Raw genomic sequence first — 14,240 nt, 5'->3', positions numbered from 1 at the left:
TCTCTTCTAAACTAATATCGACTGCTTCGTCGTAGGTCATATTCAGTAGGTCTTTATGTTTCGTTTTGAATTCTTCAACACTCAGCCAAGTTTCTTTGTCGTCTTCGCTGATTTGACCGTCAATGACAGATGCTACCTCAATCGCCATGATATAGAGCGCTCGCTTGTCAACCGTTAGAATATCCTTATGAGTCGTGATTATTCGAAGATAGTCTCCTTTTTCTCGCCCATCACTTTCATAAGAATCTTCAAAATTTAAATTTAAATTTTCACGCTTAAAAGTCGCCCAAGAGTCTTTTCCTATTCTAAAATCAGCCATTCCCCAACGCTCATCATTTGAAGAAAATTTATCTAGAGTTAAACTCAAATAAAAATTATCATCAAATGCATAAGAAAAACCAACTTTCACTCCCTTACGTTCTTTGAACCACATTTTCCAAGGATATTCCATACAGTTTTGGTATATACTAGTTTCGTAGTTGCCTTTAAGATATAATCTCACTCATCTTCCTCATCATCATAAACACGTTCGCCGTGGATTTTGATGTATTCTTCTCGAAGCCGTTCCTCCTCTTCCCATAGAGGATCTCTTACCGGTACCATTGTCTTTAATTCTTCCAAACTGATTTCAACAGCTTCATCATAAGTCAGTGAAAGAACATCCTTGTGATATTTCTTAAATTCTTCTACACTTAGCCAACTTTGCTTGCCGTCTTCGCTAATCTGACCATCAATGGCAGATGCTACTTCAGTTGCCATAATGTATAAAGCACGTTTGTCTACAGTTAAAACATCTATATGAGATGTTGCGATACGTAGATAATCTCCACGTTCTCTCCACTCTGTAATGAAAGTTTTTTCAAATTCCAATTGAATATTTTCATCAGAAAACGAATTCCAAGGATCACTCTTGTCATATGGTATATGATTCCATCGTTTATCATTAAATCGCCATTTATCAAATTGAACTCCAAAAAAGAAATCATCTTGTAGCATCTCATCATCACCAACGTTTGAGTATGTAATAGGATGACCATGCCATTCCTTAAACCACATTTCCCTGAGCAACTCTCTTGTCGTAAAGGTTATTTTTTTCTTAAAATCACTTTTGATATATAGTCTCATAAATCTGAGATATCGCCTCCATGTGCTAGTATATATTCTTTTCGACGAGTGGCTTCTTCCTCCCAAAGAGGGTCGTCTACCACATCCATCGTTTGAATTTCAGTCAAACTTAGTTCATTTACTTCTTCAAAAGTTAAAGATAGAATAGCCTCATGTTTTCTTTTAAACTCTTCAATTGTCAACCAGCTATTCTTAGCATCCTCGCTAATTTGCCCGTCAATAACCTTTGCAATCTCAAGCGCCATAATGTACATAGCTCGTTTATCAACTGTCAAAACTTCTAGATGGGTGGTTAAAATACGGAGATAGTCTCCCTTTTCAGTATAATCCGTAGCAAATGCATCTTCAAAATTAATTTCAATACTTTCCTTAATATGTGAAAAGAGTCTTCGTACCCCTTCCTTTAGGGGGACACTAGACCATCTCTTATCGGCAGTGCCTTTCCTCAAGGATAAATTTGAGAAAAAATCTTCTTGTAATGCATCATTGTTCCCAGCATTTGAGTAAGAAATTTGCTCATCTTCTGGAAACCACATTTTACCAGCTAGTTCTAAATAACCATAAGGTACTCTTTTTGTATAATCACCTTTTAAATATAATTTCATTGTTCACTCCTTATTGCGTCAAGTATTTAAAAGCTTTCCACATATTTTTGATAACTTCTTCTTTAGCTCCTTTTCCAAGTCCATTTAGTTCAGATTGTTCATTTACCCAGTTTACAATATCCTGCCTACTTGAAATAGTTGAGGCTTCAATATCTATGTCGAGGTTATAACCTGACTTTCCACTCCCCGATTGAACTTGGATTTTCCCACTATCTGGCTCCGCATCAACTCGAATATTATCGACTTTTTTACCGTTAACTCGTCCAGAAATCTTTTTTCCAAAAGACTTACTCGTCGGTTTATTTGCCTTCCAGCTGTCATAGTTACTGGAATAATCAACCTGAATTTCGCCATTTAGTAAAACCGTCTTTGTGATAGCTGATAAGCTAGTTACTGCTCCACTAGCTATCAGTACATTCCCATATTGAACCCCTGTTACAGATGCTGCGGTACCAGCTACGATACTTGTCCCTGCTGTTGGCGGACCAGCCATTACACTCAAGACTTCTAGGGCTCCACTCGCAAAGTAAACTCCCAATCCAGAGAAAATTTGAGCTACTCCACTCCAAAATTCGACTGAATTTGCTTCAAAGTTTTGGGCTTTTAGTTCATCAAGCTTTTTGTTAACCAAATGAGTATAGTCATCATCATATTTCCCATTTTTTAAAACGACATAGCCTTGCTCCAAGGGATGAATGTCAATGATATTCCCTGTTTCATCAATCTTAAGAGTGTGATTGTAGTCGTCAATTATTTTATCCCATTCGGACTTGTCGTGACCTTTTAAGCGCTTCTTTAATTCGGCACGATAGTAGGCATCACCATCTTCTGATAACATCATATCCCTTGATGCTTTATTGATTGCACGAGTTTCAGAGTCTTGAAAATCTCTTTTGGCATGCGAAACAATCTTCACATCCTTCATCTTTTGCACCCAGCGCATGTCCAGACCGTCCGCATAGTAGTTGCCATCACTATCGACAATGATTTTACTTAGTTGCGTAGCTCCTTGAATCGCTAAGCTAAGGACTTCTAGGCTATCACTGAAATACTGGGAAACCTGTGAGACAAAGAATTCTAGTTTTTCAATCTTGTCTTCCAAATCCTGAATACCTGACTCGATTTGAGATTTGGTATTGTAGAGGATGGTCTTCTCAGAGAAGGCTTTCCCCCAATTCAGTGTAAAGAGGTCTTTGATTTGATTTAGCCAGTTCTCTCTCGCTTGAATCTGAGCTTCTACGATAGCTAACTGCTCTTCCCTCAATTTTTTCAGTTCCTTGAGTTGGTCCAGGTCCAAATCACCATATCCTGAGATCTGAGCATCCGCATTTTTGTAGGAAGTCAACTCTAGTTGGATATCATCTATCGCTGCTTGTAACTTCTTGATGCTGGGGATGATAATCTCTGTGAAGAGACCTTTACCAGCTGTGTAGGCTGCTCCTGTCAGCTCACCTGAGTCTAAAGAGGAAATCAGGTGATCACAGCCACTAGATAAGCGGTCCGTGACTTCATTTGCGACTTGGAGGTTGTTAGTCATGGCCTGAATCAATTCTTGTGATTCTTGTGCGCTGTATTTTACTCCCATGGTAGCCGATTCCTTTCCGATATCAGTTCTTCTCTGGCTTCATCGAAAGTTCGACGAGCCTTCTTCGTTTGTTTTCCCAATTCATCCAGTTCCTCATCTACATAGGAGTTGACCTGTCGCTGAATGGTTCTATTTTCACTTTCGATTTGCTCTATCATTTGACGAGAACTGGGTGAGAGAGCCAATAGAGTCGCCATACGATGGTGGATGCTCTGGATTTCTGAGTGAAAGTGAGTTAGCTGCTGTTCATATTGTCTTTTTAGAGTCTGAAGACTTTCTTCTTTATCGTCAATCTTGACAATTTCTCTCCAAAGTTTGTAGCGTTTTTCTTCGTTCTTATCTGCCATTTTTAATGTTCCCACCTCTTAGCCTGCTCTACGTCGCGTTTTTCAATCTTATGAGCAATTTCTGGAAACTTATTTGCTTGGGTCAAAACAGCCGAGCTGAAATCACTGACCGCCTGAAGCATTTGATTGCAGGCCTGACGTCCAGCTTCCATCCCAGCAATTTCAGAAGTATACGAAAATTCTACCTACTGATTTTGCTTCTTGCTCGTGTCATACCCGACCAATTCATTAATAGCTGCCTCTGCTGCTATCGTGCTAGATTTTATCTTTCCACCCATATTTCAAACTCCCTTTATTCATTGTATATTGACCATATCATAACACAAAAATAGTGCGATTTCAAAACAAACCCTAAGGGCAAATGCGCTCATCTCCTTAGAATAAACTCTATCGCTCAGTGAATGAGTTTGACAAAGACGTCACTAGTCATTTTGGAAACCCGTTTTCTTATGCCTTATAGTTCGAGTAGTTTTATTAGCAAGGCTTGTTCACCTCTCGTGAGAAACAGAAAAAGACAAGCCCTAAGAAAAATTCCTAGGGCTTGTCTTATGTGTCAAAATGAGCTACGTTTTTACTGACTCCTACAACTCTGTCCGATTTTCAATGGCTCGTAAGAGTGTGACTTCGTCCGCATACTCGATATCTGCTCCCACGGCTAGACCTCGTGCTAGGCGAGTGACCTTGATGCCAGCTGGCTTGAGGAGACGAGAGAGATACATAGATGTCGCTTCTCCATCCGCTGTCGCATTGGTTGCTACGATCACCTCTGAAACCTCACTATCCATGAGACGGGTCATGAGACTCTTGAGGTTGATATCGTCTGGGCTGATGCCATTCATCGGAGAAATAAGGCCATGCAAGACATGATAGAGTCCGTGGTATTCTTGGATATTTTCCATAGCAGCCACATCGCGACTATCCTCTAGCACCAAGATGGTTGTCTGGTCTCGAGTCGGATCCGTACAGATAGAGCAAGGATCGTCATCAGTCAGGCGACCGCAGATGGAACAGTAGGTCAGCTCTCTCTTAGCAGAAAGGAGATTTTTAGCAAATTCATTGACATCGTCATCAGACATTCCAATAGTATAGAAGGCCAGACGGGTAGCCGTCTTAATCCCGATACCCGGTAACTTCGAATAACTGTCAATTAGCTTGGCAATAGGTGTTGGATAAAGCATATGTTCCTTTCTAATTCATTGGATGATGTTGGTTATAGAGGTTGATAATATCGCGCGCAATGGAAGGTCCGACACCATTTGTAAGGTTGGTGTTATGAGGAAAGACAACAGCTACAGCGATTTGAGGATTATCTGATGGTGCATAGGCCACAGCATTAGTATTGTTAGCTTCTTGACCTCCCGCAACATAACTCTCGGCAGTACCAGTTTTTCCACTAATGGATACCGCTGCGCCATTTGAAAAGGCACGACCGGTTGTCAAAGCACTACCACCATGTGACACTTGATAAAATCCTTGTTGGAGGATGGAAACATCAGACTCAGAAATATTAATTTTATTCATTTCCTTGGTTTCAACAGATTGGATTAAGTTCCCTAAGCCACCTTGTTCGTTGTTTCCATAAATCCCCTCAACAATGTGGGGGGCAATCCGAACACCGTTGTTGGCAATAGTTCCAACGTACTGGGCCAATTGCATTGGGGTGTAGTTATCAAACTGACCAAAGGCATTGGTAATGTAATTAGCAAAATTATACTCTTTTGGTATAAAACCAGTTGACTCATCTGGGAGGTCAATTCCTGTTGAAGCTCCGAGTCCATATTCCCCGAAGGTTGATCGCAATTTGCCCATTGCAGTCTCTAACTGTCCCGTTGCGACTGTCATATTTGGTGTGTAGGTTTGTCCCATGATTCCTAGCGCAGTTTGAACCATGTAGGTATTAGAAGAGTATTCCAAAGCCTCAACTGCTGTGATAGGGAAAGAGCCATAGGACAAGGTATACCATGAATTGATAGGGGCCGAACCTTGGAAAACAATCGGCTGGTCTGTCAAGGTTTGATTACCTGACAAGACTCCATTTTCCCAACCAGAGCTGATGGTCGCCGCCTTAACAACAGATCCTGGCACAAAGACATTGGTTATCGTTCCAAGCGAATCTGAACTTAATTTACCGGATTCGACATCATGCTTGACACCAGACATGGCCAGAACTGCACCGGTTTTAGGATTGAGAGCTACAGCGTAGACTCCTTCAGAGTACTTTGCTCCACCGTTACCCAACTCTGAGTTGAAGTAGCTCTTGAGTAGGTCGTCCACACCATTCTGGAAAGCTAGGTCAACCGTTAACTTGATGTTGTTTCCTTTGCTTCCTTCTTCGACATTTTCCACACTTTCCATATTTCCGTGTTTGTCGAGGTGGATTTCTTTGACGGAGCGTTTCCCTTGAAGAACATCTTCATATTGCTTTTCAAGATAGGAAGTTCCCACTCGGTCATTGAGAGAATAGCCTTTTTTGAGATAGGCATCAACTTCCTCTGCTGGAAGTCCTGACTTTTCATTTGAAACGCTACCGACGATTGTCGATAAAGATGTATCCAGTACTTTACGATCCCATGAGGTTGAAATACTGATACCTGGTAATTCCTTGGACGCTGATGCAACGAGAGCAACTTGGGTATCATCTAAGGCATCCGTAGAAATGGTTCCTGTCGCAAAATTTTCAACGGCATTGAGCTGACTAAAGAGATAGATTTCCTTTTTCTGGTCATCTGTATAATTAAGTTGACTCACGTCAATGCTTTCAACCGCATTATTGTAAAGTGTCGCTTCTGATAAACGATTCCCATCTGAATCCAGGCGTTTATCGCTTGGCAAGGATTCGACTGTTTTTTTGTAAATATCCTGGTCCGCTAAGTAATAGTCTGCAATCTGTCGATCAGTCAGATCAGGGGAGGTTACATTTACATATGTAAGGAGTTTCTTGGCTGTCTCCTTCAATTCAGCTGCCGTCATTTTATTGTTTCGTGTGAAAGAAACAACCTGCTTGACAGTGTTTTCTACCAAGGGTTTCCCTGCTGCATCATAGATCTGTCCACGAGCTGAACTGGTTGTTACCCTTGTTTGGCTGGCTGAGGCCAATTTTGTTTCATAAAAATCCTTATTGAGCACCTGCATGTATAACAATCGACCAATAATGGCCATAAAGAGCAAGATGACAATCGCAAATAGTAAATTAAGCCGAATCGGAATCGAATGGCTATTAAATTTTCTCATACAGCTAAGACTCTTTTCTAGAAAAATTTCTGATTTTTACCCTTATTTCCCCTAAAATAATAGAGCAAACAGGTAAAGCTCAGTACATTTCATTGTACCATATTTTACGGAGAAACTCTTGGAAAAGTCGAAGCATTTTTTGACTTTTAACTGAAAATGCCTTTTTATTTGGTTATCCTATTTTCTATGATATAATGATAGTAATAGTTAGGAAAGCGTTAACTTTTAAGACTTTGACTCATAAAAAGGAGCCTCATGAACAAGCCAGATATCGCAACCATAATCGACCTCCATTTTGAAGAATTAACCGAGCTCGAGCAAGAAATCGCTCGCTATTTTTTGCAAACTGAAACGATCCAAGATGATCTTTCTTCTCAGCAAGTCACCCAGAAATTACATATCTCCCAAGCAGCCTTGACCCGCTTTGCCAAAAAGTGTGGTTTTACAGGCTACCGAGAGTTCGTCTTTCAATACCAGCACCAGTCTAGTAAACCGGACACTCATTCGCACAAACACAGTCCTTTGACCAAACGTGTTTTGCGAAGCTACAGTATCATGCGAGAACAAACTCAGGATTTGATTGACGAAGAACAACTGGAACGCGTCGCCCAATTAATCGATGACGCAGAACGAGTTTACTTCTTTGGGACGGGAAGTTCTGGTCTGATTGCCCGTGAGATGAAACTGCGCTTTATGCGACTAGGTGTTGTCTGTGAAGCTTTGACCGATCAGGATGGCTTTGCTTGGACGACTAGTATCATGGATGAAAACTGTCTGGTACTTGGCTTTTCCCTATCAGGCACTACCCAATCCGTCCTCGATAGTTTGTTGGATGCCAAGGAAATGGGGGCCAAGACCATTCTCTTTACCAGTGCTCCAAACAAAAACAGTCAGGCCTATACCGAAACAGTCCTTGTGGCAAGCCACAGTCAATCTTCTTACATCCAGCGTATTTCCGCTCAACTCCCTATGCTCATTTTAATAGATTTGATTTATGCCTACTTTTTGGAAATCAATCGCGAGAGCAAGGAAAAAATCTTTAACAGCTATTGGGAAAATAAAAAGCTCAACGGCTATCGTAGACAAAAACGCGTTAGAAAATCCTAGTTTGGTTCAACCAAACTAGGATTGTTTTGTCTTGAAATGATAGTAGACTCATAGGTAGTCTTTCCAATCTTTCTCTTTGTTCTAATGCCTTGTTTATCTGTATTTTCAGTTCTTCCTTAAATCTCCTTTCCATTTTTGAATGTTTGACATCAAAAAAAGGAAGTTTCAACTATTTGCTGCTTTTACTTCCTCTCTCTAATTTTATTTAATTATTTTGCTTCGACAAAGTGAGATTTAGATTTTAACCCTTCAGGAAAATAAAATGAGCTATTCTCCTGAAGTATGTTCTATAAGTTTATAGTTTAATGCAAAGTGTAGCGATATAATCATTTCCATAAGGTGATAATCGATGTCTTTTATCACATGATTCATAAAAATCGATCATAGCGAGACCGTTTTTTAGTTGTCCTCTAATCTGTGTTTCTAAGGTATGGCTAAATTCATATCCATATTCTGGATTGATGGTGATTTTGCCTTCCTCTTCAAGCTCTCTTGAATTAAAAGGTAGTGAAAACTTTAACAGTAATTCCTCATCGGGTTTATCCCATACAGTGTCAGCATCATACATGTAGATCCAGGGATTCATAAATCCAACCATTAACAAACCGCCCTTTTTCAATACGCGAGAGGCTTCTTTATACATGTTATCTAAATCTTCTATATATACATTTGAAACCGGATTAAAAATAATATCAAAAGTTTCATCTTCAAATGGAAATGCTTTTGTCATATCGCTTTGAACCGTATTGATTTTTAGGCCTTCTCTTTTTGCAACCATCTCATCTCTTTCTAATTGTGATTTAGAAAAATCCATGATGGTGACATCATAACCTTTCACAGCAAAAACGGGACCCTGCTGTCCACCACCACAAGCTAAACCTAATATCTTTTTTCCCTTGGCTTTTTCAAACCATTCTGTGGGGACTTTTTCCCCAACAGTTAAGGCAACAGAGATTGGATGCTTTCTAATTTCTTCTAATTCTTCCTGTGTCAATGGCTCAGTATAGTCATTTTTTACATTATTCCATCTATCTTCATTTAATTTTATATAATTACTCATCTTACAATCTCCTCGTAATTTTATATGATTTCGACTTCAGGTGAATAGGTTGCCATTACAGTTTTATCACCTCTACAAATTCTAATTTGTCAATTCTCATCCATCTCATTATATCATTTTTCCACATTTTCCCATTTAGTCAAGCTAAATATCAATTAAATGGATGATAGAATTGCTCTCGCCTTAACTTCTTATGCAAGGTAGTTATTTTCTCCTAGTTTCTCACGATTACCTCCTTTGGCTCAAATTTTTCAATAAAAAAAGAATTAAGCAAAACAGTTTTCACTCAAGTAGTGATTCAGTGTTTTTCTTAATTCTATAGCTCCAAACTAGGATTGTTTTGTCTTGATACTCTTCGAAAATCAAATTCAAACCACGTCAGCTTCACCTTGCCGTACTCAAGTACTGCCTACGGCTAGCTTCCTACTTTGCTCTTTGATTTTCATTGAGTATAAAATGATAATAGGCACCCAACATCCCTGCTGTATTTTGGTGATGGGCAAATTCTAATCGTGTTTTTTCAGCTAGGCTTGGTACCAAGGCGGCCTTCAAGGCTGCGCGAATCTTCGGTTTGAGGATAGCTTCTTGCCCCATGATACCGCCACCGAGAATGACCACTTCTGGATTGGCAACGTAGCAAATATTTGCCAGACCTTTTCCTAAATAGTCTACCATGCGGTCAATGCCAGCCATACAGATCTTGTTTCCTTCGGTAGCTTCCTTGAAAATGCGTCGCCCATTCCACTGATCAACTGAATCTCCATGAGCTGTTGCTACATACTCAACCAAGGCTGTCGTAGAAGCAAGATCCTGAAAAGCTCCATCCTGCATGTGCATGTAACCGACTTCGCAGGCCGAATTGCTAAATCCATGGAAGACTTTCCCATCCATAATCAAGCAACCACCGATACCTGTTCCAATGGTCAAGCAAAGTGTGACACTCGCTCCCTTACCTGAACCAGATACTGCCTCAGCAAGACCTGCACAGTTGACATCATTTTCAATCTCACAAAGAATAGCAAAACTCGTCTCGATTTCCTTCTTGAACTGGGTTCCTGCATAGTTGGGAATCTGAGGACCAGCATAGAAAATCTCACCCTTATCAGGATCCACCATTCCTGCAGAAGAAATGGCAACACCTGCTACTGGGCCTTTTTCTATATAGCTGGCTACGATATCTTTTGTCTTTTGTAAGATATGAGGTCCACCCTTATGCGCCTCGGTTGGCATTTCATGCGATTCAACAAGTTGGCCTTCTTGGTCAATCAAACCATATTTGATGTTGGTTCCACCGATATCAATTGCAACGTAGTGTGTCATAAATACCTCCTTATGGATTAGAGGAAGCGCTCCTTGGTTTCACGAATCAAGGCTGCAGCTGCTTCTACAACTGGTCGATCTTCTTCAGTCACTGGCGTCAATGGTGAACGGACAGAACCAATGTTCAAGCCTTCATTGATTTTCAAGACTTCTTTGATCACACCGTACATATTTCCATGAGCAGAAGTGAGCTTGCCAATGATTGCGTTGATAGCGTATTGCAATTCACGCGCTGTTTCCAAATCTTTCTCTGCAATCAACTCATTAAGTTTCAAGAAGAGTTCTGGCATAGCACCATAAGTACCACCAATACCAGCTTTGGCACCCATGAGGCGACCACCTAGGAATTGTTCATCTGGACCATTAAAGACGATGTGGTCTTCTCCACCAAGGCTGACAAAGGTTTGGATATCTTGAACTGGCATAGAAGAGTTCTTAACACCGATAACACGAGGATTCTTCAACATTTCAGTGTAGAGACTTGGAGTCAAAGCAACACCTGCCAATTGAGGAATATTGTAAATCACGTAGTCTGTGTTTGGAGCTGCAGCACTGATATCATTCCAGTATTTGGCAACTGAGTATTCTGGCAAGCGGAAGTAAATCGGTGGAATCGTTGCAATGGCATCTACACCCAAGCTTTCCGCGTGGCGAGCAAGCTCCATACTATCTTTGGTATTGTTGCAAGCTACGTGAGCGATAATGGTCAATTTCCCTTTGGCAACTGCCATGACTTCTTCCAAAATCAATTTGCGGTCTGCCACACTTTGGTAGATACATTCACCAGAAGAACCGTTGACATAGAGACCTTGAACTCCCTTATCAATGAAGTATTGAACCAAAGCACGCGTACGCTCTGGACTGACTTCTCCTTGATCATCATAACATGCGTAGAAGGCTGGAATGACACCTTCGTATTTTTTCAAATCTGACATAGATTTTCTCCTAAGATTTCTTTTTTTCTGCTGAGAGCAGTTCTATTTTTTACAAGTTTAGTATACACCTTGTGAAAATCGCTTTCAATATCTTGTATACACTTAGATTTTAGTTTCTACTTGTATTTTAGAAACTGTAACGATTGAAAGTAGTTTCAGAAATACCTCATCCTACTGGTATTTGGCGAAAATTTTCTCCATCAATCCTGCTTGGAGAAAGACCAGCAAACCAAAACCAAAGAGGATAAAAGCTGACCCACCCAAAAGGAGAGTGAAGGCGGATAGATAAAGAACCATCACTATGAGAAAGAGAATGGCTAACATGAGGAAGAACCAAGGAAAGTTAAAACTTGCCAAGATAAGCCCTTTTTGCAGCACTTCTTTCCAAGATAAATCATAGCGCGCAGCGATGGGATAGCTAGCCAGCATCACGAGAGTGAGGAAGATGAGAATCCCCAAACAAATTGCTTTCACAATCTGGAAAGGCAAAGCAGTCTGTCCCCAGAAGAGATAGAGGTCTAGAAGGCTTAATGACACAATGCCCAACTCTAACAGACCCAACTGAAGCCCCAGTTTCAGATTTTGCTTGAAGGCCCTTATATAAGTTCTAAAGACTGGTACCCGTCTGCTTCTCTTAATCTCGAACATAGTCTCATAGAGGCTGATTTTCGCCACTCCAATCGTCACGATGGGCAAACAAGAGACGACAAAAAGAAGATTGACTGCCACAATATCCAAGACCTTCTCACTGAAACGCATGAGAAAATTATCTGTATCAAATGCTGCCTTGATAAGGCTTACTCCTTTTTGTGCCATGTTTGCTCCTCCTGATTCTTTTAATCAATCAAAATTTTAAAGAGATACTTGCGAACCTTTTCTTCCATCCCTGCGTAGCCATTTGGCTGGTGTGGTTCTCCGGGGAAGAAAATCGCAAAATTGTGATAGCCCAACAAGATTGGGTAGCGTTCATGACAATGGACAAAACCAATGTCGCTCACTTCGTCGAATGCTACTGCCTCGTCTTTGATACGTGAACCGTAGCTCGAATATTCATGTCCTTCTACCAGTAAATGCAAGTCTGCATAGTGTTTATGGTGCTCAAACTGATCATTTTCAGCTTGATTGAGGACATTTTCCTGAACAACTAGAAAGACCTTGTCCCCGTCAATCTCATACTTACCGAGTTCGAAAGAATCCTTACGGTGCTGGTAGAGATAGTCGATAGCCTTATCTAGATTGGGATGAAGCCCTTTGTAAAAGGTGATGTTTTTCAAATCGTCAAAAATCATACTGTTTCCTTCGTTTCTGATAGTTACTAGTTTTCAGTTCCGAATTATCCTTCCTCTATTTCCCTGTAACAGTGCGGACGGAAGCAAATTCCTTCGGAATTTCATTCCTAATTTTTGAGCCTTTCACTCCTTCATCGTCAGTCTCAAAAATTCCGTCTAAGATAAGCGTTAATTGCTTATCTTAGATACCACTAAAGCGGGAAATAGTTACCCTAAAACGAACCTACTCTATCTAGCATCATGAAAAGAGTTCATTCTTAAGTTTATAAGTGTCTGACAAAACTTCACGAAGTAACTGCATACTCTCCATTTTGTAGACACTTATAACTCTATATTTCCATGGCATGTCAAGACCACTTCTGCAATCTTGATACACTAATTTACTTTTCTTAACCTTTGACCGCTCCCATAGTGATCCCTTGAGTGAAGGATTTTTGGAAGACAAGGAAGACTGTTACGATTGGCACTGCTGCAAGAGCTGCACCTGCCATGATCAAACCATAGTTGGTTGCCATTTCGGCCTGCATGGTCGCAACCCCGAGTGAGATGGTCAAGTTTTGACGTGAAGTCAACATAACCAACTGCATAAAGTAGTCGTTCCAAGTATTGATGAAGGTAAAAATCGCAAGAGCTGCAAATCCTGGTTTCACAATAGGGAAGGCTACGCTCCAGAAGGTACGAATCTCACCACAACCGTCGATTTTAGCTGATTCAAGCAATTCTGTTGGGATGTTTTCGCTGAACTGTTTCATGAGGAAGACCCCAAATGGCCATCCAATCAAAGGCAAGATAACTGCCCAAAGAGTATCGTGAATTCCCATGAAGTTGACGATACGTACCAATGGTACAAGGACAACTTGTTTTGGAAGCGCCATGGCAGCGATAAAGACTGCAAAGAGAATGCGCTGACCATAGAAACGTTTCTTAGCCAAGACATAACCTGCTAGAGAAGAGGTTGCGCAGACTAGGAACATGGTTACCAATGAGATAAATACAGAGTTCCACATCCACTGCATAGCAGGGTTTTGCACCATGAGTTGTTGGAAGTTCTCCATGGTTGGCATTTTAGGGAACCACTGTGGTGGAATCATAATGGTATCAGGTTGTGATTTGAAGGCCCCTGTCAAGATCCAGTAGAATGGAAAGATGAACAGTACGGTCAACAAGAGCAAGATAATCGTTGAAATAACAGTGAAAGCTGTTAAAGGTTTCTTTTGTGTAGGTTGCATAACTGTCTCCTTTCTTTAGTATTCTACGTCGTTTCCGAGGATCTTGAATTGAGCAAAGCTGACAATGGCAATCATCACTGCCAAGAAGACACCGATGGTATTGGCATAGCCGTATTCTGTCAATTGGAAGGCTTTTTCGTAAAGGTAGTACATCAAGGTACTTGTTGAGTAGTTTGGACCACCAGAAGTCAAGAGCTGAATCAAGGCGAAACATTGGAATGAGTTGATGGTTGTGATGATCGCGATGTAAAGAGTTGTTGGAAGAAGGCTAGGCCATTTGATCTTCCAGAAGACTTGGAATTCAGTCGCACCGTCTACACGCGCTGCTTCAACAAGTGAGTTATCAATATTCCCCATGGCAGCGATATAAAGAATAATCGGTTGACCAACAGATGTTGTCAAAAGGA

15 protein-coding genes and 1 pseudogene are annotated in these 14,240 nt (G+C 40.7%); 1 reads left to right on the top strand and 15 read right to left on the bottom strand.

All coding sequences use genetic code 11. The annotated features are described in order from the left end of the window. The 8 genes and pseudogenes from GMD3S_RS0208915 to pbp2b all read right to left on the bottom strand — a co-directional run. Positions 1 to 502 (bottom strand): hypothetical protein (locus GMD3S_RS0208915; RefSeq protein WP_025172986.1); only part of this gene is annotated, 502 nt, incomplete at its 3' end. Further along, the gene (locus GMD3S_RS0208910) at positions 499 to 1,125 is read right to left on the bottom strand and encodes a hypothetical protein (protein ID WP_001242082.1); all 627 of its coding nucleotides are present in this window, start codon (positions 1,123 to 1,125) and stop codon (positions 499 to 501) included. The genes GMD3S_RS0208910 and GMD3S_RS0208915, both read right to left, overlap by 4 nt. Then, positions 1,122 to 1,730, bottom strand: coding sequence for a hypothetical protein (locus GMD3S_RS0208905; protein ID WP_000780961.1), 609 nt, complete (start codon positions 1,728 to 1,730; stop codon positions 1,122 to 1,124). The genes GMD3S_RS0208910 and GMD3S_RS0208905 overlap by 4 nt, the downstream gene beginning before the upstream one ends. A gap of 10 nt (positions 1,731 to 1,740) precedes the next feature. Continuing rightward, positions 1,741 to 3,315, bottom strand: a complete 1,575-nt coding sequence (locus GMD3S_RS0208900) for a virulence protein (RefSeq protein ID WP_000538403.1) — start codon at positions 3,313 to 3,315, stop codon at positions 1,741 to 1,743. Continuing rightward, positions 3,306 to 3,677, bottom strand: coding sequence for a hypothetical protein (locus GMD3S_RS0208895; RefSeq protein WP_237738350.1), 372 nt, complete (start codon positions 3,675 to 3,677; stop codon positions 3,306 to 3,308). Before GMD3S_RS0208895 ends, GMD3S_RS0208900 begins: the two co-directional genes overlap by 10 nt. Next, positions 3,665 to 3,940: pseudogene (locus GMD3S_RS10460) on the bottom strand (TIGR04197 family type VII secretion effector). The gene GMD3S_RS0208895 and the pseudogene GMD3S_RS10460 overlap by 13 nt, the downstream one beginning before the upstream one ends. A 303-nt stretch (positions 3,941 to 4,243) precedes the next feature. Beyond that, entirely contained in the window at positions 4,244 to 4,840 is a 597-nt protein-coding gene (gene recR / locus GMD3S_RS0208885) for a recombination mediator RecR (RefSeq protein ID WP_000966754.1), read from the bottom strand. A 10-nt stretch (positions 4,841 to 4,850) separates the two neighbouring features. Then, positions 4,851 to 6,893, bottom strand: a complete 2,043-nt coding sequence (gene pbp2b, locus GMD3S_RS0208880) for a penicillin-binding protein PBP2B (protein WP_001224840.1) — start codon at positions 6,891 to 6,893, stop codon at positions 4,851 to 4,853. 255 nt (positions 6,894 to 7,148) lie between these two features. Between pbp2b and GMD3S_RS0208875 the strand changes: the two genes are divergently transcribed. Next, positions 7,149 to 8,000, top strand: a complete 852-nt coding sequence (locus GMD3S_RS0208875) for a MurR/RpiR family transcriptional regulator (protein WP_001039490.1) — start codon at positions 7,149 to 7,151, stop codon at positions 7,998 to 8,000. 295 nt (positions 8,001 to 8,295) lie between these two features. Here the strand turns inward: GMD3S_RS0208875 and GMD3S_RS0208865 are convergent, their stop codons facing one another. From GMD3S_RS0208865 to GMD3S_RS0208835, 7 genes are all read right to left on the bottom strand, one after another. Continuing rightward, positions 8,296 to 9,060 carry a class I SAM-dependent methyltransferase gene (locus GMD3S_RS0208865; protein ID WP_000073842.1) on the bottom strand — a complete coding sequence of 255 codons (765 nt, stop codon included), beginning with the start codon at positions 9,058 to 9,060 and terminating at the stop codon, positions 8,296 to 8,298. Positions 9,061 to 9,483: 423 nt separating this feature from the next. Further along, a complete protein-coding gene (locus GMD3S_RS0208860; RefSeq protein WP_000150239.1) occupies positions 9,484 to 10,380 on the bottom strand; it encodes an ROK family protein in 897 nt (298 codons plus the stop codon). 17 nt (positions 10,381 to 10,397) lie between these two features. After that, entirely contained in the window at positions 10,398 to 11,315 is a 918-nt protein-coding gene (locus tag GMD3S_RS0208855) for a dihydrodipicolinate synthase family protein (protein WP_001281472.1), read from the bottom strand. Between the two features lie 171 nt (positions 11,316 to 11,486). After that, positions 11,487 to 12,131: a YesL family protein gene (locus tag GMD3S_RS0208850; RefSeq protein WP_000057470.1), complete on the bottom strand. Its 645-nt coding sequence runs from the start codon at positions 12,129 to 12,131 to the stop codon at positions 11,487 to 11,489. A gap of 20 nt (positions 12,132 to 12,151) precedes the next feature. Further along, the gene (locus GMD3S_RS0208845) at positions 12,152 to 12,604 is read right to left on the bottom strand and encodes a YhcH/YjgK/YiaL family protein (RefSeq protein WP_000575469.1); all 453 of its coding nucleotides are present in this window, start codon (positions 12,602 to 12,604) and stop codon (positions 12,152 to 12,154) included. A gap of 389 nt (positions 12,605 to 12,993) precedes the next feature. Then, positions 12,994 to 13,833, bottom strand: coding sequence for a carbohydrate ABC transporter permease (locus GMD3S_RS0208840; RefSeq protein ID WP_001183243.1), 840 nt, complete (start codon positions 13,831 to 13,833; stop codon positions 12,994 to 12,996). A gap of 15 nt (positions 13,834 to 13,848) precedes the next feature. Continuing rightward, positions 13,849 to 14,240 (bottom strand): carbohydrate ABC transporter permease (locus GMD3S_RS0208835; RefSeq protein WP_025172985.1); only part of this gene is annotated, 392 nt, incomplete at its 5' end.

Origin of the sequence: Streptococcus sp. GMD3S, assembly GCF_000298695.2 — a bacterium.
In the GTDB taxonomy this organism is placed as follows: Bacteria; Bacillota; Bacilli; order Lactobacillales; family Streptococcaceae; genus Streptococcus.
Note: the sequence above shows the minus strand (reverse complement) of the source record. Positions and strands in the feature narration are given on the sequence as shown.

Coding starts and splice junctions, on each gene's coding strand:
- GMD3S_RS0208910 (WP_001242082.1), bottom strand. CDS start 1,125: ATGAGACTATATATCAAAAGTGATTTTAAGAAAAAAATAACCTTTACG.
- GMD3S_RS0208905 (WP_000780961.1), bottom strand. CDS start 1,730: ATGAAATTATATTTAAAAGGTGATTATACAAAAAGAGTACCTTATGGT.
- GMD3S_RS0208900 (WP_000538403.1), bottom strand. CDS start 3,315: ATGGGAGTAAAATACAGCGCACAAGAATCACAAGAATTGATTCAGGCC.
- recR (WP_000966754.1), bottom strand. CDS start 4,840: ATGCTTTATCCAACACCTATTGCCAAGCTAATTGACAGTTATTCGAAG.
- pbp2b (WP_001224840.1), bottom strand. CDS start 6,893: ATGAGAAAATTTAATAGCCATTCGATTCCGATTCGGCTTAATTTACTA.
- GMD3S_RS0208875 (WP_001039490.1), top strand. CDS start 7,149: ATGAACAAGCCAGATATCGCAACCATAATCGACCTCCATTTTGAAGAA.
- GMD3S_RS0208865 (WP_000073842.1), bottom strand. CDS start 9,060: ATGAGTAATTATATAAAATTAAATGAAGATAGATGGAATAATGTAAAA.
- GMD3S_RS0208860 (WP_000150239.1), bottom strand. CDS start 10,380: ATGACACACTACGTTGCAATTGATATCGGTGGAACCAACATCAAATAT.
- GMD3S_RS0208855 (WP_001281472.1), bottom strand. CDS start 11,315: ATGTCAGATTTGAAAAAATACGAAGGTGTCATTCCAGCCTTCTACGCA.
- GMD3S_RS0208850 (WP_000057470.1), bottom strand. CDS start 12,131: ATGGCACAAAAAGGAGTAAGCCTTATCAAGGCAGCATTTGATACAGAT.
- GMD3S_RS0208845 (WP_000575469.1), bottom strand. CDS start 12,604: ATGATTTTTGACGATTTGAAAAACATCACCTTTTACAAAGGGCTTCAT.
- GMD3S_RS0208840 (WP_001183243.1), bottom strand. CDS start 13,833: ATGCAACCTACACAAAAGAAACCTTTAACAGCTTTCACTGTTATTTCA.